The sequence below is a fragment of the Bradyrhizobium sp. P3_C3 genome, from assembly GCF_056402655.1.
Map to the genome: position 1 here is coordinate 1 of NZ_JBFUGY010000029.1, position 24,764 is coordinate 24,764.

Sequence of the window (24,764 nt, forward strand, 5' to 3'; positions counted from 1 at the left end):
AACGTCAACGATACGACACCTGCGGACGCTTTGATCCGGGGCGATGAAACTGCGGTGTGGGCCGATGCGGCTTACGACACCCATGCCCGACGGGCCCGGCTGAAGGCGGAGGGCAAGAAACCCCGCATCGCTCGTCGGCCCAACAGACATCACCCGGAACTGCCGCCCAGGCTCAAACGCTACAACCTCCTCATCGCGCGCCGCCGAGCCCAGGTCGAGACCACCTTCGCTACTCTCAAACGCCGCATGCGGCTGACCTGCATTCGCTACGTCGGTCTGATCAAGGCGACCGGGCAAGTCGTGCTCGCCTCGATCGCCTTCAACATGAGGCGGTGGGCCACGATCGCCGCGTGAGTCGCCCTCCGAGGGCGACAACTACAGATCTTGGCAGGCAATTGCCGGGACCAGGGCATTCGCTCCTGACGTCTTCAGCCTCAAGAGCCCATAACGCAACAGGCCCACAAGGGGAGAAGGAAGAGCAAAGCTACACCGGTATCCTCACGCTCGCCCTTAATCCCCCCATCGGGCTGTCGCCGAGGGTGATGTCGCCGCCATGCGAGCGCGCGATGTCGCGGGCGATGGCTAGCCCCAAGCCGGTGCCGCCTTCGTCCTGGTTGCGGGCGTTGTCGAGCCGCAGGAACGGCTTGAACACCTCTTCGCGCAAGTGCGCGGGAATGCCGGGGCCGTCGTCCTCCACCGTGACGGTCAAATAACGGTGATCGCGCTGGCCGTTGATGGCGATGCTCTTGCCGTAGCGCGCCGCGTTGGTGACGAGGTTGGCGAGGCAGCGCTTGAACGAGGCCGGCTTCACGGTCACCACGGGCAGGCCGTGGAACGCGACGGTCGCGGTGTGGCCGTGGCGCTCGGCGTCGCTGCGCAGCTCCTCGAGCGCCTGCGCCATGTCGGTCGGCTGCGACTGCTCGCCGGAATCGCCGCGGGCAAACGCAAGGTAGTCCTCCAGCATCATCGACATCTCGTCGACGTCCTTGCGCATGCCCTCGAGCTCTGGGTTGTCGCCAATCAGCGCCAGCTCGAGCTTGAACCGGGTCAGGATGGTGCGCAGATCGTGACTGACGCCGGCAAGCATCGCGGTGCGCTGCTCCATCGTGCGCTCGATGCGTGACTTCATCTCGAGGAAGGCGACCGCCGCGCGCCGTACCTCGCGCGCGCCGCGCGGCCTGAAGTTCGGCGCCTCGCGGCCCTTGCCGAAACTTTCGGCGGCGTCTGCCAGCCGCAGGATCGGCTTGATCTGGTTGCGCAGGAACAGCACCGCGACGATCAGGAGGATCGAGGACGTGCCGACCATCCAGAACAGGAATATCTCCGAGTTCGAGGCATAGGCGGCGCTGCGCTGCGCGAACACGCGCATCACGGCATCGTCGAGCTGGATGCGGATCTCGACGAGGTTGGAGCGGCCGACGGTGTCGATCCAGAACGAGCGTCCGATCTGGCGACCGAGCTGCACCGACAGCGTCTGGTCGAGCAGCGAGAAGAACGGTTTTGGGCCCGGCGGCGGCATGTCGCCGGCGGGGAGGAAGTCGACGACGAGGCCGAGGCGCTGCTGGGCGATGCGGCGGATCTCGTTGCGGTCCTTGTCCTGCGGATAGCCCTTGTAGACGTCGATCAGCGCGGCGATGTCCTGCACGACAGCAGCCGACAGGCGGCGCGTCACCGTGTTCCAGTGCCGCTCCATGAACACGAAGGCGACGACCGATTGCAGGATCACCATCGGTACGATCATGATGAGGAGCGCGCGCGCATAGAGGCCGGTCGGCATCCAGCCCTTGAACGCGTTGCCCATCCAGCCATTGGCGGCAGAGACGCGGCCGGCGGCGCTCTTCAACAGCGTCAGGCCGGTATCGATCGTGCTCATCGGTCGCGCTTCACTGCTTTATGGCGAGGCCACCAGGCGGTAGCCGATCCCGCGCACCGCCTGGAGGAACAGCGGATTGGCGGGGTCGGTCTCGATCTTGCGCCTGAGGCGGTTGATCTGCACGTCGACGGCGCGCTCGTTGACGCTGCCATTGCCGGTGAGCGCGCTGCGCGGCACGGTCTCGCCCGGCGTTTCCGAGAGAATCCGCAACATCTCGCGTTCGCGGTCGGTGAGGTGAATGACTTCCTCGCCCTGGCGCAGCTCGCCGCGATCGAGATGGTAGACGTAAGGGCCGAACGCGATCTTCTCCACCGCGGCGGTTTGCGGCGGCGGTGCGGCGCGCTTGAKGATGTTGTTGATGCGCAGCGCAAGCTCGCGCGGCTCGAACGGTTTTGCCACGTAATCGTCGGCCCCGATCTGCAGGCCCTCGATGCGGGCTTCGGCCTCGTGCCGCGCCGTCAGCATCACGATCGGCACCGAGGATGAGGTCCGGATGAAGCGGGCGAGATCGAAGCCGGTCTCGCCGGGCATCATGACGTCGAGGATCAGGAGATCGAAATGCAGGCCCATGAGCTTCGAGCGTGCATCGCCGGCGCTTGCGGCGGTGGTGACGCGATAGCCTTCGCTGGCGAGGAAGCGCGACAAGAGATCGCGGATGCGGCGGTCGTCGTCGACCAGCAGCAGATGCGGCGCATCGTCGGCCGGTTCTACCGGCGGGCGGGCGAGCGTGGCAGCGAACGGCACGTTCACTCCTTTCCGTCCTGATTGACGTTGGCGAAGATCGTCTCCAGCACCTTGTCCGGATCGTCGCGGTCGATCATCGCGCGCAGGAAACGCTTGACGGTATCGGCATCCTGCGGCGCCAGCTCGGCGAGCGCCTTGGTGATCCGCGTGGTCTGGAGTCCGGCGAGCTTCTGCACCAGCGCCTCGCCCTTCGGCGTCGCGTAGAGCAGGCGCTGGCGGCGGTCATTGTCGCCGGTCTTCTGCACGATATAGCCCTCGTCCAGGAGCTGCTTGAGCACGCGGCCGAGCGACTGTTTTGTGATGCGCAGGACATCGAGCAGATCGGCGACCTTGAGGCCGGGATAGCGATAGACGAAATGCATGACCCGGTGGTGGGCCCGGCCGAAGCCGAAAGCCTCCAGCTCCTGGTCGGGATCGCCGACGAAATCACGATAGGCGAAGAACAGCAGTTCGATGATATCCCAGCGCAAATTGCCTCCATCGCCTGCGGCCGGCCGCGGCTCGGCTGCGTCTTGAGAGGGAGTTGCGAAATTTATGTCAGGCATATTGACGTATCTTGGGTTCAATGTTACAAAACGATTAGCCCGCACGAAATTTTAGATCGCTTCGCGTCGGGTGGCAGTTCTAGGAGCGGCCGGAGAGAGCCGGACAGGCGGCGACGGCCGAAGCAGATCTACCGTGCGATTGTCGAGCGGCATTTCGGCAAAACATACTGGACTTCCGCCTTCCGCAAAAGCATGTCCTCGGCGACATGCTGGCCACGGAAACCGGCCGTAACAAGGCTGGCGGCGGTCCAGCCACAACCTAATCAAGCCAGCCGGGCTCAAACAGGGCAGGCGGGCGCCAGAACAGCGCCGCTACCGGCAGCGGGAGGCAAGGACATGAGTATGAAATTCGACATCCAGCCCGCATCCAATCCGACATCCGAGAAGGACCGCGTCGCCAAGCTGGTGGATCCCGGCTTCGGGCGGGTCTTCACCGATCACATGGCGATCGTCCGCTACAACCAGGCCAAGGGCGGCTGGTACGAAGCGCGCATCGAGGCGCGCGCCAACTTCCAGCTCGATCCGGCCGGCGCGGTCCTGCACTACGCGCAGGAAATCTTCGAAGGCCTCAAGGCCTACAAGCGTGACGACGGCGGTGTGAACCTGTTCCGCCCCGACGCCAATGCGCGCCGCTTCAAGGATTCCGCCKACCGCATGGCGATGGCGCAGCTGCCCGAGGACGTCTTCATCGAGGCGGTCGAGCAGGTCGTGCGCATCGATCGCGCCTGGATGCCGGGCGGCGAGGGCAGCCTCTATCTGCGCCCCTTCATGATCGCGAGCGAGACCTTCCTCGGCGTCAAGCCGTCGTCCGAATACATCTTCGCGGTGATCGCTTCACCGGTTGGCTCCTATTTCAAGGGCGGACCTGCGCCGGTCTCGATCTGGGTCTCGGAGAACTACACCCGCGCCGCGATCGGCGGCACCGGCGCCGTCAAGTGCGGCGGCAATTACGCGGCGAGCCTGCGTGCGCAGGCCGAAGCGATCCAGCACGGTTGCGATCAGGTCGTCTTCCTCGACGCGGTCGAGCGCCGCTACATCGAGGAGCTCGGCGGCATGAACGTCTTCTTCGTGTTCGAGGACGGCTCGCTCTCGACGCCGCCGCTCGGCACGATCCTGCCCGGCATCACCCGCGACTCCATCATCGCGCTCGCGAAGGATGCCGGCAAGACGGTGCGCGAGGAGCCGTACTCGCTCGACCAGTGGCGCAAGGATGCGGCGAGCGGCAAGCTGAAGGAAGCGTTCGCCTGCGGCACCGCTGCCGTGATCTCGCCGATCGGCAAGGTGCGCTCGGTGAGCGGCGATTTCGACATCAGCGGCGGCGCCGCCGGCCCCGTCGCCACGGGCCTGCGCAAGCAGCTCATCGACATCCAGTACGGCCGCACCAACGATCCGCACAACTGGATCCGCAAGGTGTTTTGATCGACGGCGATTACGTTTCCCCTCTCGCACAAGGGAGAGGGGAAACGCGCAACGTTTGTGGCTTGTTGCGCTATGAACGTGCTGCTGCCGACACGCGACAAAGCCAGGAGACATCGAAGCATCCTGGACATCGCGAACATGGCAACAAAACTCTCCCAGCCCATGAAATGGGTCGTTCTCGCCGCAATCACCGGCGTCAGCGTTCTCGGCATCCTGACGATCGGCCCCACGCACGAGGTCGCGGCGCAAGACCGCTCGCCGATCGTCGACGTGCGCACCACCGATCCCGAGATGAACACCGCGATCGCGCGCGCCCGCGGTACGCTTCCCACCTTCTGGGCGTCCTATGACGCGCCAAAGCCGTCAGAGACCGGGCACGCCTTGAAGGTGCGCTTTTCGACCCGCAGGGGCGGGGAGCATATCTGGATCGGCGACGTGAAGAAGCTGCCGAACGCCACCTATTCGGGCCTCTTCGCCAACGAGCCGCGCGATCTGCCGGGCAAGCGGGCCGGCGACGCGGTCAAGTTCAGCGAAGCGGACATTTCAGACTGGATGTTCATGCGTAACGGCAAGATCGTCGGCGGCGAAACCATCAAGCCGACGCTGAAGTCGCTGCCAAAGGCGGATGCGGATGCCCTGCGGGCCCGGATGGAGCAGCCGTAGATTCTCTTCCCCTCTCCCCGCAAGCGGGGCGAGGTAAAGCGAACTTCGGTTGCCGCACCGCGCGTCGGCTGGTAAACGCCGCGCATGGCCGAGAAACCCAAAAAACCCCAGAAACTGAAGGCGCGCCTGCCGCGCGGGCTCGAGGATCGCGATCCCGCCGCGATCCGGGCGACGCGCGAGATGGTCGAGAAGATCCGCGCCGTCTACGAGCTCTACGGGTTCGAGCCCGTGGAAACGCCGGCGATGGAATACACCGATGCGCTCGGCAAGTTCCTGCCCGACCAGGACCGTCCGAACGAGGGCGTGTTCTCGTTCCAGGACGACGACGAGCAGTGGATCAGCTTGCGCTACGATTTGACCGCGCCGCTCGCGCGTTACGTCGGCGAGCGCTACGGGACCGACGGTCTGGTCCTGCCCTACCGCAGCTACCGCGTCGGCTACGTGTTCCGCAACGAGAAGCCCGGCCCCGGCCGCTTCCGCCAGTTCATGCAGTTCGACGCCGACACGGTCGGCTCGGCGACGCCGGCGGCGGATGCCGAGATCTGCATGATGGCCGCGGACACGATGGAGGCGCTCGGCATCGCGCGCGGCTCTTATGTTGTGAAGGTCAACAACCGAAAAGTGCTCGACGGTGTTCTGGAAGCCATCGGGCTCGGCGGTGACGAGAACGCCGCGCGCAGGCTGACTGTGCTGCGCGCGATCGACAAGCTCGACAAGTTTTCCGCCGACGAAGTGCGCAAGCTGCTCGGTCCCGGACGGTGGGATGGCGGCGAAGAAGGCAAGGGCGACTTCACGAAAGGCGCCAACCTGAGCCCGGCGGAGGCTGATGTTGTTCTCGCCATCACCAAGCCGCGCGACGATTGGAAAGACGCGATCGCCGCGGCGGAAACCTACCTCGCCAAGAGCGAGATTGGTCAGGCTGGCGTCAGCGAGCTGGAAGAGATTGCCAAGCTGGTGACAGCGTCGGGTTATGGCGCAGACCGTATCAAGATCGATCCCTCCGTCGTGCGCGGCCTCGAATATTACACCGGCCCCGTCTACGAGGTCGAACTGCTGCTCGAGACCAAGGACGAGAAGGGCCGGCCGGTGCGCTTCGGCTCGGTCGGTGGCGGCGGCCGCTACGACGGCCTCGTCTCGCGCTTCCGCGGCGAGCCGGTGCCGGCGACCGGGTTTTCGATCGGCGTGTCCAGGCTTCAGGCCGCGCTGACGCTGCTCGGCAAGCTCGACACGCGGCCCGAATTCGGCCCCGTCGTCGTCACCGTGTTCGATCGCGACCGCGTTGCGGACTATCAGAAGATGGTGGCGTCCTTGCGCGCTGCCGGCATCCGTGCCGAGCTCTATCTCGGCAATCCCAAGAACATGGGCAACCAGCTCAAATATGCCGACCGCCGCAACTCACCTTGCGTGATCATCCAGGGCTCGGATGAAAAGGCGCGCGGCGAGCTGCAGATCAAGGATCTGATCGAAGGCGCCAAGGCCGCCGCCGCGATCGCCTCCAACCAGGAGTGGCGCGAGAGCCGCCCGGCGCAGTTCTCGTGCAGCGAAGCCGACCTCGTCGCCAAGGTGCGCGAAGTCCTGGGCCGCCATGACGTAAAGTGGGGATAGCCATTCCGGAAGGCCGTCACGCCCGGGCTTGTCCCGGGCATCCACGTCTTGTTTGATGGCGACCGTCAATGGCCGGTGTTCGGCCGCAAGGGAGAGAACGATGCCTGAGATTACCGTCAGCATGGCCGAAGGCCGCACCGACGAGCAGAAGGCCGGCATGATGCGCGACATCACCCAGGCCCTGGTGAAGAATCTCGGCGTCGATGCCGATGCCGTCGTCATCCAGATCAACGAAGCCCCGCTCCGTCACAAGATGAAGGGCGGCAAGACCTTTGTGGAGCGCGCGGCGGCTGCGAAGAAATAGCCAGCGCTATATCGGCAGTCTCCACTGTCGTCCCCGCCTACTGCGCAATTGCGCACGAAAGCGGGGACCCATAACCACAGGCAGTGGTTATTTGGCGAGCTGGTAACTCGGAGTCTTCGCCAAACTACTCCCTGTGGTTATGGGTCCCGGACCAGCGCTCCGCTTCGCTGCGCTTGTCCGGGACGACAGCGGAGTTTGAGGCCCCCATGGACGCACGCGACTTCATCAAGGTCGGCATGAGCGCCGAGCGCACGCTGGTGGTGCCGGCTGAGCGGACGGTCGGGCATTTCGTGCCCGGCATGCCCATGGTCTATGCGACGCCGATGATGATCCTGGAGATGGAGATGACGTCGGGCGATGCGATCCGCGCCGCGCTTCAGCCGGGCTGGGTCACCGTCGGCACCGAAGTCGACATCCGCCACCTCGCAGCCGCTCTCGTCGGTGCGACCGTGCGGACCACCGCGAAGGTGGTCGCGGTCGAGCGCCGCGTCATCCGCTTCGAGGTCGAAGCGTTCGAGGGCACGCGCAGGCTCGGCGAGGGCCGCCATGCGCGCGGGCTCGTGAATGTCGAGACGTTCAACAAGCGGCTCGGGGCGTAGCGGCGAGTGCGAATGTCGTAGGGTGGGCAAAGGCGCGAAGCGCCGTGCCCACCATCTTTTCGGGATCGCGAACGAAGTTGGTGGGCACGCTTCCGCCTTCGCTCGTCGAGCTTCGGCGGACAAGCCGCTTTGCCCACCCTACGACACCTGCTTACTTCGCCAGTTCCTTCGACCGCTTCGTCGCGGCCGCGACCGCGCGGATCATCAGATCGCGCAGGCCCGGCTCGCCCATCAGCACGCCGAGTGCTGCGGCGGTGGTGCCGCCCGGCGAGGTGACGTTCTGGCGAAGCGTGCTGGAGGGAAGCTCCGACTGATGCAGAAGCTCACCAGAGCCCGCGACGGTTTCGCGTGCAAGCTTCGTCGCCAGCGCCTCGGGCAGTCCGGCCTCGACGCCGGCGCGCGCGAGTTCTTCGGCGAGCAGGAACACATAGGCCGGGCCTGAGCCGGACACCGCGGTAACCGCATCCATCAGGCCTTCATCCTCGACCCATTCGACCGAGCCGGTCGCACGCAGCAGCGCGTCAGCCACCGCGCGCTGCGTGGTGCTGACGTTCGTCGCCGCGACGGCGACCGTGATGCCGCGACCGATCGCGGCCGGCGTGTTCGGCATCGCGCGCACCACGGCGCCACCGCAGACCTCTTCGAGCGATGCAATCGTGGTTCCCGCCATGATCGAGACCACCGAGGTCTTGTCGGAGACGAACTGCTTCAGCTTGGCGCCGGCCTCGCGGAACATCTGCGGCTTCACCGCGACGACCAGCGTCTCGACCGTGCCGGCGGCCCTGACATCGGGATTGAGCGCAACGCCGTTGGCGGCAAGCGCGGTGATCTCAGGTGAGATGTGCGGATCGATCACCGCGACGCGACGCGGATCGAGCCCGCCGGAAAGCCATCCGGTCAGCATCGCGCCGCCCATCTTGCCGGCGCCGGCGAGGAGGATGGTGCCGGTGATGTTCTTGAGAGTGCTGCTGTCTGCCACTGTGGTCACCACAAACAAAGCTGTCGTCCCGGCGAAGGCCGGGACCCATAACCACAGGCGGTTCTAGTGGATGGAGGGCGGAGCAACAAGCATCGCGCGATACGGAGAAATCACGCGGTATGGGTCCGGATCTGCGCTCCGCCTGTCCGGGACGATGCTGAGGAGGGGGCGCGCGCCCCTCACCATCTTGGAGAGAGGCCTTACGCCTCTCCGACCGTGTCGAACATCGCCGCGTCCATCGCCTGCGCGGTGGTCTTGCCGGCCCACACCACGAACTGGAACGCGGGAAAGTAGCGCTCGCAAGCGTGGATGGCGCCGGCGAGCATGGCTTCGCATTGCGCGGTCGAGGCGGTGAGCCCGCCCGGCAGCACCAGGGCCTGACGGTGCATGATCATGCCGGTGTTGGTCCACAGGTCGAAATGGCCGACCCACAATTGCTCGTTGACCGCGGCGACCAGCCGTTGCACTTCGCCCCGCCGCGCAACCGGAATCTTCATGTCGAAGGCGCAGGCCAGATGCAGCGCCTCGATCTCACCCATCCAGGTGAAGGAGATCTGATAGTCGGTCCATTGTCCCTTGGAGACAATCGTGAGCTCGTCTTCGCCGGAGCGTTCGAACGGCCAGTTGTTGCTGGCAGCGATGTCCTCGACCACCGCGAGCGGGTGATTTCTGGAATCGATAGTGCCTTCGAGCAGGGACATTCCGTCTCGACCTCTTGCCTTTTTGTTGTCTTTGATACGCACGCGGTCGGCCCGGCGCGCTCCCTCAACTTCGCTGTCGCGATCCCCTCGGATCAGCGCGAGCCTGTCGCGGATCAAGTGATGTGATTTGCGGAATCTGCGCAACTGGCTGCCGAGTCCGTCCACAAGCCAGGACTCGTTCGTCCACAGCTCATCTCCGCCACAATTCTTAACGAATGAGAACAAATCGGAATCGGATTCGCCGATGGCGCGCCAATCGTTAATTCCGCCGGGCGAGGCCACACCCGTCATGGCGACATGGGACCATGCGGTTTTTCATGCGGAACGCGCTTGCTGCGGCCGCCGGGCGGCGTCATATTTCCGGACAGGCCGTTCATCCCGGGCGGCCGATGTTCTCAGGGCGGGGTGAAAGTCCCCACCGGCGGTAAGGGTCGCAAGGCCCAAGCCCGCGAGCGCCTTCCCCCAGGAATCTTCCTGAAAAGGAATTTTGCCGAAGGGAAGGGTCAGCAGATTCGGTGCAACTCCGAAGCCGACGGTTAAAGTCCGGATGAAAGAGAACGGTCGGTGGCAGACGCATCGCAAGGTGCGGCTGCTTGTCGTTCCGTGTGCCCTGATTCTGGTCCTTTGAAGGAAAGCCATGAATCAGATGTTGCAAGACCCCCAAACCGAAACTTCCGAAGTCACCCAACCGCCGGTTCCGCAGGATCCGGCACCCGAGCATCCGCGCTTTGCGAAACCGCAGCGGGTGGCCTTCGTGCAGGCCTGCTGGCACCGCGACGTGGTCGAGGAGGCCCGCATCGCCTTCGTGAAGGAGGCAGCCGCGCGTCACCTCAATCATGTCGACGTGTTCGAGGTGCCGGGCTCGTTCGAGATCCCGCTGCATGCGCAGATCCTCGCCAAGACGCGGCGCTACACCGCGATCGTCGCGGCGGGCCTCGTCGTCGACGGCGGCATCTACCGACACGAGTTCGTCGCCGACACCGTGATCAAGGCGCTGATGGACGTGCAGCTGCGCACCGAGGTGCCGGTGTTCTCGGCGGTGCTGACGCCGCAGCAATTCCACGAGACCGAGGTGCACTACGATTTCTTCCGCAGGCATTTTGCGATCAAGGGCGTCGAGGTCGCCGCAGCCTGTGCCGAGACATTGCTCGGCCTGGAGCGCCTGCGCGGTCAGGTCGCGGCGGGCATTGTGTAGCCGTCCGCTCACACGCCGCTGATTGTCAATCCCGTCGCCGTCCCTATAAAGTCGGCGGCGGGAGGAGGCCGTGCCGTGGAGACGGACGGCCGACAAGATCATGTTCGAAGGACACGATCCCTATCTCGTCGCGCTCTCTGTGGCGGTCGCGAGTCTGGGTGGCTATACCGGCTTTGCGCTTGCTGCTCGCATCCGCAACACGCCCGGCGTCAGCAACCGCGTTCTGCTCGCGGGTGCGGCCGCGTTTCTGGCCGTCGGCATCTGGACCATGCATTTCGTCGGCATGCTGGCCGCGCCGCTGCCGCCGGACACGGTCTATCTCGTTCTTCCCACCATCATCTCGTTCCTGATCTGCGCGCTGGTGGTCGGCATCTCCTTGTTCTTTGTCTCGATCGGCGAGCCATCCCTGAAGCGAGTGGCCTCGTCGGCCGTTTTGCTCGGCGTCGGCATCGCCAGCATGCATTATGTCGGCATCCACGGCCTCGCCGGTCATTTCAGTATCGTCCACGACCGGACCATGGTGCTGCTCTCGGTCGTGGTCGCAATCGTCACGGCCTATGGCGGCCTGCGCGCCTTCCTGGCGCAGCAGGAGGGCGTCCGGCTGATCGTCAGCTCGATTGTTTTTGGCGTCGCCGTCTCCGGCATGCATTACACCGCGATGCTGGGTATGCATTTCGAGCCGCTGACCGGTGCGGCGCATCACCACGCCGGCGGCGGTCTTGCCGCGTCGCAACAAATCTTGTCGATCATCGTTGCGGTGCTGTGCTTCGTCATCGCAGCCGGCTTCCTGCTGTCGCTGGTTCCCGACCAGCGGCGTCAGACTTCGACCTCTGTTGCCGCCGAACCGGTTGGTTCGCCGGTCGCGGTGGCCGCCATCGAACTGATCGCTGCGCCGGCTGCAGCTCCGCGCCCGGTGGCACCCCTCGGCGGTCTCGGCCAGCCGCCCCGCGCGCCGGTTCCCCGATTGCCGGTCGAGAGCGCCGACGGCACGCACTTCATCGAGACAGCCAATGTCCGCAGCGTCCGGGCCGATGCGCACTACACCCGTGTTCACGACGGCACCCGCGAGCGAATGTGCCCCTGGTCGATCTCGGAGGCCGAGGCGCAGCTCGATCCCTCGCTGTTCCTCCGGGTGCACCGCAGCCATATCGTTGCCATCCCCCATGTCGCATTGGTCCGCAAAGAGGGGGATGGCGCCGTGCTCGAGCTCGACGGTCCGTCGCCGCATCGGGTCCCGGTCAGCCGTGCCAAGATCGCCGAGGTGAAGGCAAGGTTGGGGCTAGCGAACCGGCGGCACGCGTAGAGTCGGGCCGCACGGGAGGCGCGTTCTTTCTTACCCTCCCCTGGAGGGGGAGGGTCGCTTCGCATGGAGCGGAGCGTAATGCGGAGCGGGGTGGGGTGACGGTCCCTCCGCGATGAATACTGCCCGAGTGGAGAGATCCACCCCGCCGGCGCTTCGCGCGGTCGACCCTCCCCCTCCAGGGGAGGGTAAGTGGCCGCCCGCCATACGTCGCTACCCCTGACGCAATTCGTGCGTTCCCCGCCGCAACTCGTGCGAAATCCGCTGTTCCGTGCCCGAATGATTGCGGCGCGCCCCTCTCGGAGTGAGCCTCCCCTCAACGTCCGCGCCGTCACGCGCAAAGGACGACGAGGAGGAGATGATGATCCCAGGCTCATTCAGCTATCACCGGCCGGCGAGTGTCGCCGATGCCGTCAAGCTATTGTCAGACCTCGGCGAGGATGCCCGGCCCCTGGCCGGCGGGCATAGCCTGGTGCCGATGATGAAGCTTCGGCTCGCCACCCCCGCCCATCTGATCGACCTGCACGGCATCGCCGCCCTCAAGGGCATCAGCCGCGACGGCAACAATCTGGTCATCGGCGCGATGACCACCCAGCACGAGCTGCTGGTCTCGGACGACGTCGCCAAGTCGATGCCGATCCTGCATGAAGCGGCACTGCTGATCGCCGACCCGCAGGTGCGCTACCGCGGCACGATCGGCGGCAATGTCGCCAATGGCGATCCCGGCAATGACATGCCGGCGCTGATGATGACCTTGGGGGCAACCTATCGCCTCGAAGGCCCGGGTGGCTCCCGCGACGTCGCGGCGGCCGACTTCTATCAGGGCGCCTATTTCACCGCGCTCGAGCCCGGCGAGATCCTGACCTCCGTCTCGGTTCCCGTGCCCGCGGCCGGCCACGGCTACGCCTACGAAAAACTCAAGCGCAAGGTCGGAGACTACGCCACCGCCGCCGCCGCCGTGGTTCTCACCATGTCCGGCGGCAAGGTCGCGACCTGCGCGATCGGGCTCACCAACGTCCACGAGACGCCGCTGCTGGCTGCCGATGCCGCCAAGGCCGTGATTGGCACCAGCCTCGATGCGGCGACGTTGAAGAAGGCCGCCGCTGCGGCCGCAGCGATCATGGCGCCAGCTGCGGATGCCCGCGGCCCGGTCGAATACCGAAAACATGTCGGCGGCATCATGGTGACGCGCGCGCTTCAGCGCGCCGCCGCTGTCGCGAAGTAAGGGAGGGGGATCGATGGCTAAAACACACGTCACCATGAAGGTGAACGGCGCCGAGGTCGAAGGCCTCGTCGAGCCGCGCACGCTGCTGGTGCATTTCATCCGCGAGAATCTGCAGATGACCGGCACCCATATCGGCTGCGAGACGACGCATTGCGGCGCCTGCACCGTCGATATCGACGGCATGTCGGTGAAGTCCTGCACCATGTTTGCGGTGCAGGCTGATGGCAGTGACATCACCACGATCGAAGGCATGGCCAATGCCGACGGCACGCTCTCGGCGCTCCAGGAAGGTTTCCGCATGATGCACGGTCTGCAATGCGGCTTCTGCACGCCCGGCATGATTGTCCGCGCGCATCGGCTGCTGAAGGAAAATCCCTCGCCGAGCGAGCCGGAAATCCGCATGGGCATCTCCGGCAACATCTGCCGCTGCACCGGCTACCAGAACATCGTCAAAGCCATTCAATACGCCGCCGCAAAAATCAACGGCGTGGAATTCCAGGAGGCCGCAGAATGAACGACCTCACTCCCACGCGGGAACAACGTACTGCCGCACTCGAAGGCATGGGCTGCAAGCGCAAGCGCGTCGAGGATATCCGCTTCACCCAGGGCAAGGGCAATTACGTCGACGATGTCAAGCTGCCCGGCATGCTGCACGGCGACTTCGTCCGCTCGCCGCATCCGCATGCGCGCGTCAAGAAGATCGACGACAGCGCGGCGCTGAAGGTGCCCGGCGTGCTCGCGGTGATCACTGCGGAGACGCTGAAGACGGTGAATCTCGCCTGGATGCCGACGCTCGCCGGCGACGTGCAGATGGTGCTGGCCGACGGAAAAGTGCTTTTCCAGAATCAGGAGGTCGCCTTCGTCGTCGCCACCGACCGCTATGCGGCCGATGACGGCATCAACGCAGTGATCGTCGAATACGAGCCGTTGCCGCCGCTGGTCGATCCCTTCAAGGCGATGGACGCGAACGCGCCGGTGCTGCGCGAGGATCTCGTCGGCAAGATGTCCGGCGCGCATGGTCCGCGCAAGCACGACAACCACATCTTCGAGTGGACCGTCGGCGACAAGGAATTGACCGACGCGGCCTTCAACAAGGCCGAGGTCAAGATCAAGGAGATGATCTCCTACCATCGCACCCATCCGTCGCCGCTGGAAACCTGCCAGTGCGTCTGCTCCTTCGACAAGATCAAGGGCGAGCTGACGATCTACGGCACGTTCCAGGCCCCGCACGTGATCCGCACGGTGGTGGCGCTGATCGCCAAGCTGCCGGAGCACAAGATCCACGTCATCGCGCCCGACATCGGCGGTGGCTTCGGCAACAAGGTCGGCGCCTATCCCGGCTACATCTGCGCGGCCGTAGCCTCCATCGTCACCGGCAAGCCGGTAAAATGGGTCGAGGACCGCATCGAGAACCTCACCGCGACCTCGTTCGCGCGCGACTATCACATGACAACCGAGGTCGCCGCGACCAAGGACGGCAAGGTGACGGGCCTGCGTGTGCACGTGCTCGCCGATCACGGCGCGTTCGATGCCTGCGCCGACCCGTCGAAATGGCCGGCCGGCTTCTTCAACATCGTCACGGGATCCTATGACTTCCCGACCGCGCATCTCGCTGTCGACGGCGTCTACACCAACAAGGCGCCGGGCGGCGTCGCCTACCGCTGCTCGTTCCGCGTCACGGAGGCCGCCTACTGCATCGAGCGCGCCATGGATATCCTGGCGCAGAAGCTCAACATGGACCCCGCTGAACTCCGGCTGAAGAACTTCATCAAGCCGGAGCAGTTCCCCTATCACTCGGCGCTCGGCTGGGAATACGATTCCGGCGACTACCACACCGCCATGCGCAAGATGATGGAGACGACCGGCTACGCCGCGCTCCGGAAGGAGCAGGCGGAGAAGCGCGCCGCTTTCGCGCGCGGCGAGACCCGCGAGATCATGGGGCTCGGCATCTCCTTCTTCACCGAGATCGTCGGTGCCGGCCCGTCGAAGAACTGCGACATCCTCGGCATCGCCATGTTCGATTCCTGCGAGATCCGCATGCACCCGACCGGTGCCGGCATCGCGCGCATGGGCACCAAGAGCCAGGGCCAGGGTCACGAGACCACCTGGGCCCAGATCATCGCGACCGAGATCGGCATTCCCGCCGACAACATCATGGTGGAGGAGGGCAACACCGACACCGCGCCCTACGGGCTCGGCACCTATGGTTCACGCTCGACTCCGGTTGCGGGTGCCGCGATCGCCATGGCCGCGCGAAAGATCAAGGCGAAGGCGCAGATGATCGCGGCCTACAAGCTCGAGGTCCACGAAGACGACCTCGAATTCGACATCGACGGCTTCCGGGTGAAGGGCCTGCCAGAAAAATTCATGTCGATGAAGGATATCTGCTGGGCGGCGTACAATTCGGTGCCGCCGGGCATGGAGCCGGGGTTGGAGGCGGTGAGCTATTACGATCCGCCCAACATGACCTATCCGTTCGGTGCCTATCTCTGCGTGATGGACATCGATGTCGATACCGGCGTGTACAAGGTCCGGCGCTTCTACGCGCTCGACGATTGCGGTACCCGCATCAACCCGATGATCATCGAGGGCCAGGTGCATGGTGGCCTCACCGAAGCTTTCGCCATCGCGATGGGCCAGGAGATCCGCTACGACGAGGTCGGCAACGTCGTCACCGGCTCGTTCATGGACTTCTTCATGCCGACCGCGGTGGAGACGCCGCATTGGGAGACCGACTTCACTGTCACCCCGTCGCCGCATCACCCGATCGGCGCCAAGGGCGTCGGCGAAAGCCCGAATGTCGGCGGCGTGCCGGCCTTCTCCAACGCCGTCAACGACGCGTTCTCGTTCCTGGGCAGCACGCACATCCAGATGCCGCATGATTTCTGGCGCAACTGGAAGGCGGCGAAGGATCTGGGCGCGGTGGCGTAGCGATGAAGGGCCGTGATGAGATCGCGCAAGCGCTGGCCGCATCGGGGTATATCGCCGATGCGGACCTTGCGACCGCGATCTCGCTGATGCAATTGCTGCGGCGTCCGCTGCTGCTCGAAGGCGAGGCGGGCGTCGGCAAGACGGAAGTGGCGAAGGCGCTCGCCAAAGTGCACGCGACCGAGCTGATCCGGCTGCAATGCTATGAAGGGCTCGATCAGTCCTCCGCACTCTACGAGTGGAACTACCAGCGCCAGCTGCTGGCGATCCAGGCGCATCGCGGCACCGACAGCATCGAGGATCAGGTCTTCTCGGAAAAGTACCTGCTGGAGCGTCCGCTGCTTGCCGCGATCCGCCGCGTACAGGCGCCGGTGCTGCTGATCGACGAAATCGACCGTGCCGACGACGAGTTCGAGGCCTTCCTGCTGGAGCTGCTGTCCGACTTCCAGGTCTCGATCCCCGAGCTCGGCACCATTCCCGCAATCACCATCCCGCATGTTGTGCTGACCTCGAACGGCACGCGCGAGCTCTCCGACGCGCTGCGCCGGCGCTGCCTCTATCATTATGTCGACTATCCCGACGTCGACCGCGAGACCCGCATCATCCTGGCGCGCGTCATGGGCGCCAGCCCGTCGCTGTCGCTCCAGATCGCGCGCATGGTCGAGGGTGTGCGCAAGGAGGAGCTGCGAAAAGTCCCGGGCGTGGCGGAGACGCTGGATTGGGCGGCAGCTCTCGTCGGCCTCGACGTAACCAATCTTCACGACGCACCCGAGATTGTGCATGAGACGCTCGTCTGCCTGTTGAAGACTCACGAAGACCGCGCCCGTGTCACGCCAGAGGTGACGCAGCGCCTGCTGGGGAAGGTCGCATGAGCTGCTGTGGCTCCAGCCCGGGATATGACGACCTCAATGAGGTCTCCCGGCTCGTGTCCGCGAGGCTTGCCGCCTTCCTGCGCACGCTGCGCGATGCCGACTTTCGCGTCGGGCTCGCCGAGGGACAGGATGCGGCGACGCTGATGACCGCGGGCTATGCGGCCCGGCCGAACCTGCTGCGCGCGGCGTTCAAGCACCTGTTCTCGGCACGCAAATCCGACTGGGATAAGTTCGACGGACTGTTCGACGCGTTCTGGTTGGGCAAGCGCGTGCGCTCGCGCTCCCGCACGATTGGATCAACACCGGGCGCCAGCAATCCCTCGCTGAAGAGCTTGCGGGATGCCGCGGCAGAGCAGGGCAGTAACCAGTCCGCCGTCGACCAGCTTCCGTCCTCCGACGACGCGCCGGAAGGCCGCTCCGGCGAGGGCCGCATGGAAGGTGCTTCACGCGCCGACAATTTTGCCGAGGTCGATTTCCGAAAGCTGAGCGATCCAGACCAGGTCGCGCAGGCCCATGAGGCCGCAGCAGCGCTCGCCAAGGCGATGCGCACGCGGCTCACCCGCCGCGACCTCGCGCGCCGGCGCGGCTACCGGCTTGATCTCCGCCGCACCATCCATCGGAACATCAGCCATGGCGGCGTGCCGATCAGCCTGGTGAAACGCCAGCGCAAGGACAAGCCGTTGCGGCTCGTCGTGCTGCTCGATGCCTCCGGCTCGATGAGCATGTATACCGCCGTGTTCCTGCGCTTCATCCACGGTGTGCTCGACCAGTTCCGCGAGGCCGAGGCGTTCCTGTTCCACACGCGCCTCGCCTACGTCTCCGACGCGATGAAGGAGAAGGACGCCGGCCGCGCGCTCGACCGGCTCTCGATCATGGCGCAAGGCGCGGGTGGCGGCACCAGGATCGGCGAGAGCCTGCAAACCTTCAATCGCTGGCACGCCGCGCGCGTGATCCATTCCCGCAGCTGCGTGATGATCGTGTCCGACGGCTACGAGACCGGCGATGCCGCATTGCTTGGCCGCGAGATGGCGGCGCTGCACCGGCGCTGTCGCCGCATTGTCTGGCTCAACCCGATGATGGCGTGGGAGGGCTACACGCCCGAAGCGCGGGGCATAAGAGCTGCGTTGCCGCATGTCGATCTCTATGCGCCCGCGAATTCGCTGCAAAGCCTGCGTGCGCTCGAACCCTATCTGGCGAAGCTCTGAGGATACGCCGATGATCGCCCATGTCGAAGTACTCGATCTCATTGCGCAGATGAAGGCGGCCGAGCGTGCCTTCGTGCTCGCGACGGTGGTGCGCACGGTGTCGGTGACCGCGGCGAAGGCTGGCGCCAAGGCGATCATCGCCGCCGACGGCACCATCGTCGCGGGTTGGATAGGCGGGGGCTGCGCCAAGGGCGCGGTGCTGAAGGCGGCGCGCGAGGCGCTCGCTGATGGCGAGCCGCGCATGGTCTCGGTGCAGCCGGAGAACCTGCTGGCCGAGCTCGGCGTCAGCGCGGGCGAGAGCCGCGACGGCATTCGCTTCGCTAGCAACATGTGCCCGAGCAAAGGCACCATGGACATCTTCGTCGAGCCGGTGCTGCCGCATCCCTCGCTCGTGATTTTCGGTGCGAGCCCGGTGGCGCTGTCACTTGCGGCGCAGGCGCGCGTGCTCGGTTATCACGTCACGCTCGCCGCGCCCGCGGCCGATCGCACGGCGCAGCCGGATGCCGATGCGGTCATCGATGGTTATCACCTCGGCGAACTCAACGACGCAAAGCGCTTCGTCGTGGTTTCGACGCAAGGCAAGGGTGATGAAGCCGCCTTGCGTGCCGCGGTCGCGACCAGAGCCGACTACCACGCCTTCGTCGGCAGTCGCCGCAAGATGGCTTCGTTGCGCGCCAAGCTTCTCGCGGAAGGCGCGAATGCCGCCGCGATCGACGATTTCAAGGCGCCGGCCGGCCTCGATCTCGGCGCGATCACGCCGGAGGAGATCGCAATGTCGATCCTCGCCGAGATCACAAGGGAACGGCGGCGCGGCCAGCGCGCGGCCAATCAAACAGCAAGCAGAGAGTGAGACACCGATCATGCAGATGAACGACAGCCAGCGAATTCCCGCCTCACGCGAGCAGGTGTGGGCGGCGCTGAACGATCCCGCTGTGCTGAAGCAGTGCATCCCCGGTTGCCAGTCGCTCGAGGTGACCGCCCCGAACGAGATGACGGCGACGGTGGTCTTCAAGGTCGGCCCGGTGAAGGCGACGTTCAGCGGCAAGGTGACGCTGTCCGATTTCGATCCGCCCAACGGTTACCGTATCTCAGGAGAGGGCTCCGGCGGCGTCGCCGGCTTCGCCAAGGGTGGCGCGCTGGTGCGGCTGGAATCCGAGAGTGCCGACGTGACGGTGTTGCATTACGAAGTCGATGCGCAGATCGGCGGCAAGCTGGCGCAGTTGGGAGCGCGGCTGATCAATTCGACCGCGACGAAGCTGGCGGGGGAGTTCTTCAAGTCATTTGCCGACGTGGTGAGCGCGAAGGCCGAGGCAGGTTAGCTGCTGTAGGGTGGGCAAAGCGACTTGTCCGCCGTAGCTCGAAGAGCGAAGGCGGAAGCGTGCCCACCATTCTCTATCGCAAACAAAGAAGGTGGGCACGGCGCTTTGCGCCTTTGCCCACCCTACGATAGTCGCGCAAGCCGCCATCACCCCAGCGACACCCCCGCCTTGGCCCGGCTGATCCCCAGCGTCAGGATGCGCTGCAGGAGATCCGGATATTTGAGCCCGGCATGTTGAGCCGCCGTGGCGAACTCCTGGCTCTTGGCGATCTCGGGGTTGGGATTGGCTTCGATGAAATACGGCGTGCCGTCGGCGGCGAGACGAAAATCGATGCGCGCGTAGCCGTCCAGGCCAAGCGCTCGGTAGATGCGCTTCGCGGCGCGCTGGATGCGCGCGGTGACTTCGGGCCCAAGGTCCTTCGCCGGCCCGTCGACGATGCCGAGCTTCTCCTGATAGTCGGTGTCGTGCTTGGCTTTCTCCGTGGCGATGTGCCGTGATCTGCGCCCGCCCATGCTGCCGAATTTCAGTTCCCACACCGGCAGGACGCGCAGGCGGTTGTTGCCGAGCACGCCGACATAAAGCTCGCGTCCCTCGATGAACTGCTCGGCGATCGCGGCGGATTCGACCCGCTCGTGGATGAAGGCGACGCGCTCCGCGAGCTTCTCGTCGGTATCGACGATCGACGCCTGCGAGATGCCGAAGGACCCGTCCATGTTCAGGCTCTTGACGATCAGCGGCAGCGCAAGGCGCGTCGGGCGTTTCACCTTGCGGCGCATCGGGAAGACGGCGAAGGCCGGCGCCGCGATCCGGCGGTGATGTACCAGCGTCTTGGACAGATCCTTGCCGCGCGCCAGGATCAGGCCGCGCGGATTGCACCCGGTATAAGGGACCTTCATCAGCTCGAGATAGCTGGCGATGTGCTGGTCGTAGGCGACGTTGTTGTGGAACTCCTCCAGCAGCGTGAAGACCACGTGGGGCTTGAATTCTTCGATCGCCTCGCGGATCGGCTTGATCTCATCCTGCGCACCGAGGGCGCGAACCTCGTGGCCGGCCGCACGCAAGGTGCTCACCACGTCGTATTCCGTCTTCCAGTTGTTGATTTCCTGCGGCGTGTATCCGTCGGAGGAGTCCGGAGGCATGAAGTCCGGATGCATCAGCACCAGAATGCGCGAGCGTCTCATAGCGCGATCCATTTGCGCCGAGACGGGCCAAACAGCGCGTGCATCGTCTTGGCGGTCACGAGGACGGTGAAATCGAGAACGAGCTTCTGTTCGGGGCCGACGGCGCGCAGATCGAGCTCACGGCAGCGGGAGATCATATCATCGAGCACGGCATCGAGCGTGAGCTGGTTCTCGCCCGTCCACCGCGCGACCAGCTGCCTGATCTGCGCGCGGTGCCGCCTGATCAGGGCCGAAGCCGGCTTTGAGCGGTGATGCCGTGGATCGGCTGAAAACAGCCGGGAGAGGTCGCGGTCGTAGGTCTTCGGCGCTGTGAAGGCGTAGAACGCCTGCTTCTTCTTGTAGTGGTCTTCGAGCGTCTGGCTGAGCCGGCCCAGCGTATCGACACGCTCCCGCGTCGTGATCAGCGGCCGCTTTCCCGCAATCTCGTGCATCAGCTCGTCGACATATTCGAGCTTCTTCAGCGCCGGCCATCCGGCATATCGCGTCCGCCAGTTCGAGCGTGGGCGCAGCCACACCGCGAAGGTCTCGGCGAAGTCTTCATCCGGATGGCTTTGCGCGTACCACAGCCGGAGGTGCTGGACGTAGCGCCTGCTGGCAGGATTGGGCCGGTAGTAGCGCGGGTAGTGTTTCGACGACGGGCCGAACAGCTGCTGCCAGCGCCGGCGGCGCTGCAGCTGATAGCCGTGCTGCACGGCATGGCCGGCCTCGTGACGGAGGATACCCATGCACTCGCGCCAGGTTCCGCCCTCGACGTCGAACATCATCTTCTTCTCGAGCTTCATCAGACGGGGATGGGCGAGATAGAAGGGGATGGCGATGCCCGGCACATCGCCCGGACTGAACCATTCGCTCGAGATCCATGTGTGCGGTCGCAGCCGGATGCCCCGCTCTTCGAGCTCCTCATGGAGCGTGCTGACGCAGTCCTCGAGCCAGGTGCCTTTGACCGTAACCCTCAGGCTGGAGAGGCGCTGCTTGAGCAACTCGTCATCCGACAGCTTCTCCCAGGCAAATTTCCGGCGCGGCATCAGGAATCCAGGGGGCAGGGATGACTCGGTATCCGGATGATGTCATGGGCGGCGGCGGGCAACAACCCGTGGGGCTGCGAAGCGGGCTGCGGCGCGTCAGCGCTCAACGCCGTAGGGTGGGCAAAGCGACTTGTCCGACGTAGCTCGGAGAGTGAAGGCGGAAGCGTGCCCACCACCTTCAATATAAAAAGAAAAGGTGGGCACGGCGCTTTGCGCCTTTGCCCACCCTACGAGACCTTCCGGGATCGGAAAAACTAGTCGAACAGGCTCGACACCGACTCTTCCGCCGCGGTGCGCGCGATGGCGTCCGAGATCAGGCTGGCGATCGGAAGCGTGCGGATGTTCGGAGCCTTGGTCACCGCCTCCGTCGGCAGGATCGAGTCGGTGATCACGAGCTCCTTCAGCTTCGAGCCCGCGATGCGGGCGGCCGCGCCGCCGGAGAGCACGCCGTGGGTGATGTAGGCGTAGACGTCCTTGGCGCCCTTGGCGATCAGCGCGTCGGCTGCGTTCACCAGCGTGCCGCCGGAGTCCACGATGTCGTCGATCAGGATGCAGGTGTAGCCGGCGACGTCGCCGATCACGTTCATGACCTCGGATTCGCCCGCCCTCTCGCGGCGCTTGTCGACGATCGCGAGCGGGGTGTTGATGCGCTTGGCAAGGCCACGTGCGCGCGCCACGCCGCCGACGTCAGGCGAGATCACCATCGTCTTCGAGAGGTCGAACTTGTCCTTGATGTCGCGCACCATCAGCGGCGCCGCGTAGAGATTGTCGGTCGGGATGTCGAAGAAGCCCTGGATCTGGCCGGCATGCAGGTCGAGCGTCATGACGCGGTCGACGCCGGCCTGCGTGATCAGGTTGGCGACGAGCTTGGCCGAGATCGGCGTGCGCGAACCCGATTTGCGGTCCTGCCGGGCGTAGCCGAAATAGGGCAGCACCGCGGTGATGCGGCGTGCCGAGGAGCGGCGCAGCGCATCGGTGATGATCAGCAGTTCCATCAGATGGTCGTTGGCGGGGAACGAGGTCGACTGGATGACGAAGGCATCCGAGCCGCGGACGTTCTCCTGGATCTCGACGAAGATCTCCATGTCGGCGAAGCGCCGTACCACCGCCTTGGTCAGCGGCAGGTCGAGGCCTTGCGCGATCGCCTGCGCGAGAGCCGGGTTTGAGTTGCCGGCGACAAGCTTGATGGAGCCGTTCTTGGCCGACATGGACGCTTCCTCCCGCGCTTTGCTGGATACGACGTTCAACATCAGAGAATACCCACTGGAAGCACGGTTATGACGGGCGAGGAAATATCAGGCCGGGGCCTGCAATGGCAACCCGGCATGCTACGTTTTCCCTCCGAAATCCTGAGTCGGGCCAACGGTTTGGCCGCAACTTGGGGCCGTGGTTTCGCGGGGGTTATCGCTCGGCATAGCCCAGCGCCGAGGCCGGCATCTCGGCCGCCGGAGCCTCCGGGATCACGCTGGCCACCGCCGGTCCCCGCAAGCCGGGAACAGTGCCCGGCGCGTCCGGGGTTCCGTTGATCATGTTGGAAAGTCCGCTGAATCCGGCCTGGGCGATCTTCCGCAGCACCAGGTCGTCGGCGGCGCCCCAGGGATCGCGGCCGCCCTTGGCGGCGGTCAGTTCCTCGCCGGAGAGGCGCAGCGCCCGCTGCTGGTTGGCGTCGTAGACGTCCCAGACCCAGGCGATCACGGTCTTGCCGCGCACGATTTGGGCGGAGAGGTAACTGCGCACGCGATAGGCAGCCGTCCCCTCGCGGGAGACGACGGACAGGCTGCGCAGCTTGGATTCGCTGTCGAGAACGCCGACCATGCGGTCGAACACCTGCGGGGGCGGCCCGTCGATCGATTCGAAGGCCACGGTCGCCCCTGAGCCGGTACTCGGCGCCATCGCATAGGAGTTGGCGGCACCGCCGCCGCCGGCGCAGCCGCCAAGCGCGACCGCCGCCGCCAGCAGCATGACCGCCAGCACACGCGAACCCGCGCGGCCCAGGATGAATGACGCGTCCCTCATTATGGGGGGCAGCGATATCGTTAAAACGCATTAACGTCTAGGGCGGGAATGCTACATCGGCCCTCTGGAGAGCATCGCGGCCGGGGCCGGTGGGCGGCCCGGCCGCGCTGTGCATGCTCGCTCAGGCTGCCAGATGATGGCGCATCGCAGCCTGGATCCACACCCATTCCCGGTTTGGGCTGGCGTCTGGAGACTGCCCTCTCATGATGGCCACCAGTTCCCAATAGCGGTTCGCGCGAGCATCGTGCCGGACATATTTCGTGCGCATCCAGTTACGGAAGCCGGCGTCGGGCTTCTGGTTCATCAGGCGAGCCGAGATCTCGAGCCAATCCCGCGCCAGCTCATTGGCGTGCGCGGATGACGGTTCAAGCCCCTGTTCGATGGCTTGCTTCGCCCTGAGCACGATGGCGTCGCTTGCTTCCTGACAGGCCTTCATATCGATGACCTCGCGATCCCAGACATCGCCGGCGTTGGCTCGCATATTGGCGATGAAGGAGGGATCGCTCAGGAGCGCTGCAAGCTCGATCCATGCGTCGCATTGCTCAGGCGTTGGCGCGTCGGGCAGTTCCGGGACGGTCGCTTCCACCATCTGGCGGACCCATTCCTGATCGATGTTGATGCCGTCGGACACTCTTTCAAAAAAGCGTTCAACCACGTTGCGTCGTTCCACGCGGGACAGTTGCGTCATGCTCCAAAATCTCCTCAGATCGGCTTCGGTGAGTTGCGGTGAACGCAACGCAGCCCGCAGCGCGGCGGCGACGCGGCGCTGAGCGGCGATCTCCGCCTCCAGCGCTTCGAGCCGCAGCTTCAGAGCCTCGGCAAGCGACAGCTCCTGGCAGAGGACCTCCCGGATCGCATCCAGGCCAAGGCCGGCATCACGGAGACAGCGGATGAGCTCCAGTCGGACAAGTTCGCTATCCGTGAAGACGCGGTAGCCGCTCGCAGTTCGGTCTGCCGGCGGCAACAATCCCTCGTCCGAATAGAAGCGAAGCTTGCGGACCGAGATGCCGCAGAGCCGTGCCGCTTCGCCGATGCTGTAGGTGCGTTGCTTCATTCCGCGTTTCTG

25 protein-coding genes and 1 riboswitch are annotated in these 24,764 nt (G+C 65.2%); of the genes, 15 read left to right on the forward strand and 10 right to left on the reverse strand.

Annotated features, from left to right (window positions below; translation table 11 throughout):
* On the forward strand, positions 1–354 hold a 354-nt coding region (locus AC1DW2_RS28080), incomplete at its 5' end, for a transposase (RefSeq protein WP_477007653.1).
* Between the two features lie 130 nt (positions 355–484).
* On the opposite strand, the gene AC1DW2_RS28085 is transcribed toward AC1DW2_RS28080, so the two are convergent.
* Genes AC1DW2_RS28085 through AC1DW2_RS28095 form a run of 3 tightly spaced genes read right to left on the reverse strand, consistent with a single transcriptional unit; the run spans position 485 to position 3,162 of the window.
* On the reverse strand, positions 485–1,873 hold the full coding sequence (locus tag AC1DW2_RS28085) for an ATP-binding protein (RefSeq protein ID WP_028151545.1): 1,389 nt from the start codon (positions 1,871–1,873) through the stop codon (positions 485–487).
* An 18-nt stretch (positions 1,874–1,891) separates the two neighbouring features.
* On the reverse strand, positions 1,892–2,623 hold the full coding sequence (locus AC1DW2_RS28090) for a response regulator (protein WP_477007654.1): 732 nt from the start codon (positions 2,621–2,623) through the stop codon (positions 1,892–1,894).
* Positions 2,620–3,162 carry a MarR family winged helix-turn-helix transcriptional regulator gene (locus tag AC1DW2_RS28095; RefSeq protein ID WP_063985573.1) on the reverse strand — a complete coding sequence of 181 codons (543 nt, stop codon included), beginning with the start codon at positions 3,160–3,162 and terminating at the stop codon, positions 2,620–2,622. Before AC1DW2_RS28095 ends, AC1DW2_RS28090 begins: the two co-directional genes overlap by 4 nt.
* 336 nt (positions 3,163–3,498) lie before the next feature.
* Between AC1DW2_RS28095 and AC1DW2_RS28100 the strand changes: the two genes are divergently transcribed.
* The 5 genes from AC1DW2_RS28100 (at position 3,499) to AC1DW2_RS28120 (ending at position 7,752) form a co-directional block, all read left to right on the forward strand.
* Positions 3,499–4,581, forward strand: a complete 1,083-nt coding sequence (locus tag AC1DW2_RS28100) for a branched-chain amino acid aminotransferase (protein ID WP_477007655.1) — start codon at positions 3,499–3,501, stop codon at positions 4,579–4,581.
* A gap of 138 nt (positions 4,582–4,719) precedes the next feature.
* Positions 4,720–5,244, forward strand: coding sequence for a YegJ family protein (locus AC1DW2_RS28105; RefSeq protein WP_166103556.1), 525 nt, complete (start codon positions 4,720–4,722; stop codon positions 5,242–5,244).
* Positions 5,245–5,328: 84 nt separating this feature from the next.
* Entirely contained in the window at positions 5,329–6,849 is a 1,521-nt protein-coding gene (hisS, locus tag AC1DW2_RS28110) for a histidine--tRNA ligase (protein WP_014491987.1), read from the forward strand.
* Between the two features lie 55 nt (positions 6,850–6,904).
* The gene (locus AC1DW2_RS28115; protein WP_071909549.1) at positions 6,905–7,153 is read left to right on the forward strand and encodes a tautomerase family protein; all 249 of its coding nucleotides are present in this window, start codon (positions 6,905–6,907) and stop codon (positions 7,151–7,153) included.
* Positions 7,154–7,359: 206 nt separating this feature from the next.
* Complete coding sequence (locus tag AC1DW2_RS28120; RefSeq protein ID WP_477007656.1) at positions 7,360–7,752, forward strand: thioesterase family protein; 393 nt, start codon at positions 7,360–7,362, stop codon at positions 7,750–7,752.
* A 151-nt stretch (positions 7,753–7,903) separates the two neighbouring features.
* Here the strand turns inward: AC1DW2_RS28120 and proC are convergent, their stop codons facing one another.
* On the reverse strand, positions 7,904–8,740 hold the full coding sequence (gene proC / locus AC1DW2_RS28125; protein WP_477007657.1) for a pyrroline-5-carboxylate reductase: 837 nt from the start codon (positions 8,738–8,740) through the stop codon (positions 7,904–7,906).
* Positions 8,741–8,931: 191 nt separating this feature from the next.
* Positions 8,932–9,432, reverse strand: a complete 501-nt coding sequence (locus AC1DW2_RS28130; protein ID WP_028151553.1) for a type III secretion system chaperone family protein — start codon at positions 9,430–9,432, stop codon at positions 8,932–8,934.
* A 387-nt stretch (positions 9,433–9,819) separates the two neighbouring features.
* A riboswitch (FMN riboswitch) is annotated at positions 9,820–9,995 on the forward strand.
* Positions 9,996–10,069: 74 nt separating this feature from the next.
* On the opposite strand from AC1DW2_RS28130, the gene AC1DW2_RS28135 reads away from it, so the two are divergent.
* The 9 genes from AC1DW2_RS28135 (at position 10,070) to AC1DW2_RS28175 (ending at position 19,476) form a co-directional block, all read left to right on the forward strand.
* Positions 10,070–10,627: a 6,7-dimethyl-8-ribityllumazine synthase gene (locus AC1DW2_RS28135; protein ID WP_071909551.1), complete on the forward strand. Its 558-nt coding sequence runs from the start codon at positions 10,070–10,072 to the stop codon at positions 10,625–10,627.
* 100 nt (positions 10,628–10,727) lie between these two features.
* Positions 10,728–11,930 carry an MHYT domain-containing protein gene (locus AC1DW2_RS28140; RefSeq protein WP_477007709.1) on the forward strand — a complete coding sequence of 401 codons (1,203 nt, stop codon included), beginning with the start codon at positions 10,728–10,730 and terminating at the stop codon, positions 11,928–11,930.
* Positions 11,931–12,288: 358 nt separating this feature from the next.
* The gene (locus AC1DW2_RS28145; RefSeq protein ID WP_477007658.1) at positions 12,289–13,152 is read left to right on the forward strand and encodes an FAD binding domain-containing protein; all 864 of its coding nucleotides are present in this window, start codon (positions 12,289–12,291) and stop codon (positions 13,150–13,152) included.
* A 13-nt stretch (positions 13,153–13,165) separates the two neighbouring features.
* Entirely contained in the window at positions 13,166–13,666 is a 501-nt protein-coding gene (locus AC1DW2_RS28150) for a (2Fe-2S)-binding protein (RefSeq protein WP_063985567.1), read from the forward strand.
* Entirely contained in the window at positions 13,663–16,083 is a 2,421-nt protein-coding gene (locus AC1DW2_RS28155; RefSeq protein WP_354120890.1) for an aerobic carbon-monoxide dehydrogenase large subunit, read from the forward strand. The genes AC1DW2_RS28150 and AC1DW2_RS28155 overlap by 4 nt, the downstream gene beginning before the upstream one ends.
* 2 nt (positions 16,084–16,085) lie before the next feature.
* Positions 16,086–16,952 (forward strand): AAA family ATPase, encoded by an 867-nt coding sequence (locus tag AC1DW2_RS28160; RefSeq protein ID WP_166103542.1) that lies wholly within the window; start codon positions 16,086–16,088, stop codon positions 16,950–16,952.
* Positions 16,949–18,157, forward strand: coding sequence for a vWA domain-containing protein (locus AC1DW2_RS28165; protein WP_166103539.1), 1,209 nt, complete (start codon positions 16,949–16,951; stop codon positions 18,155–18,157). The genes AC1DW2_RS28160 and AC1DW2_RS28165 overlap by 4 nt, the downstream gene beginning before the upstream one ends.
* A gap of 10 nt (positions 18,158–18,167) precedes the next feature.
* On the forward strand, positions 18,168–19,007 hold the full coding sequence (locus AC1DW2_RS28170; RefSeq protein ID WP_477007659.1) for an XdhC family protein: 840 nt from the start codon (positions 18,168–18,170) through the stop codon (positions 19,005–19,007).
* 10 nt (positions 19,008–19,017) lie between these two features.
* Entirely contained in the window at positions 19,018–19,476 is a 459-nt protein-coding gene (locus tag AC1DW2_RS28175; RefSeq protein ID WP_477007660.1) for an SRPBCC family protein, read from the forward strand.
* Between the two features lie 146 nt (positions 19,477–19,622).
* Here the strand turns inward: AC1DW2_RS28175 and AC1DW2_RS28180 are convergent, their stop codons facing one another.
* From AC1DW2_RS28180 to AC1DW2_RS28200, 5 genes are all read right to left on the reverse strand, one after another.
* Positions 19,623–20,657: a D-alanine--D-alanine ligase family protein gene (locus tag AC1DW2_RS28180; RefSeq protein ID WP_071909557.1), complete on the reverse strand. Its 1,035-nt coding sequence runs from the start codon at positions 20,655–20,657 to the stop codon at positions 19,623–19,625.
* The gene (locus AC1DW2_RS28185; protein WP_063985560.1) at positions 20,654–21,682 is read right to left on the reverse strand and encodes a putative zinc-binding metallopeptidase; all 1,029 of its coding nucleotides are present in this window, start codon (positions 21,680–21,682) and stop codon (positions 20,654–20,656) included. Before AC1DW2_RS28185 ends, AC1DW2_RS28180 begins: the two co-directional genes overlap by 4 nt.
* Before the next feature lie 254 nt (positions 21,683–21,936).
* Positions 21,937–22,890 carry a ribose-phosphate pyrophosphokinase gene (locus tag AC1DW2_RS28190; RefSeq protein WP_028151562.1) on the reverse strand — a complete coding sequence of 318 codons (954 nt, stop codon included), beginning with the start codon at positions 22,888–22,890 and terminating at the stop codon, positions 21,937–21,939.
* Positions 22,891–23,083: 193 nt separating this feature from the next.
* On the reverse strand, positions 23,084–23,698 hold the full coding sequence (locus AC1DW2_RS28195; protein WP_208084535.1) for a hypothetical protein: 615 nt from the start codon (positions 23,696–23,698) through the stop codon (positions 23,084–23,086).
* Positions 23,699–23,819: 121 nt separating this feature from the next.
* Positions 23,820–24,752 (reverse strand): MerR family transcriptional regulator, encoded by a 933-nt coding sequence (locus AC1DW2_RS28200; RefSeq protein ID WP_477007661.1) that lies wholly within the window; start codon positions 24,750–24,752, stop codon positions 23,820–23,822.
* Positions 24,753–24,764: the final 12 nt, after the last annotated feature.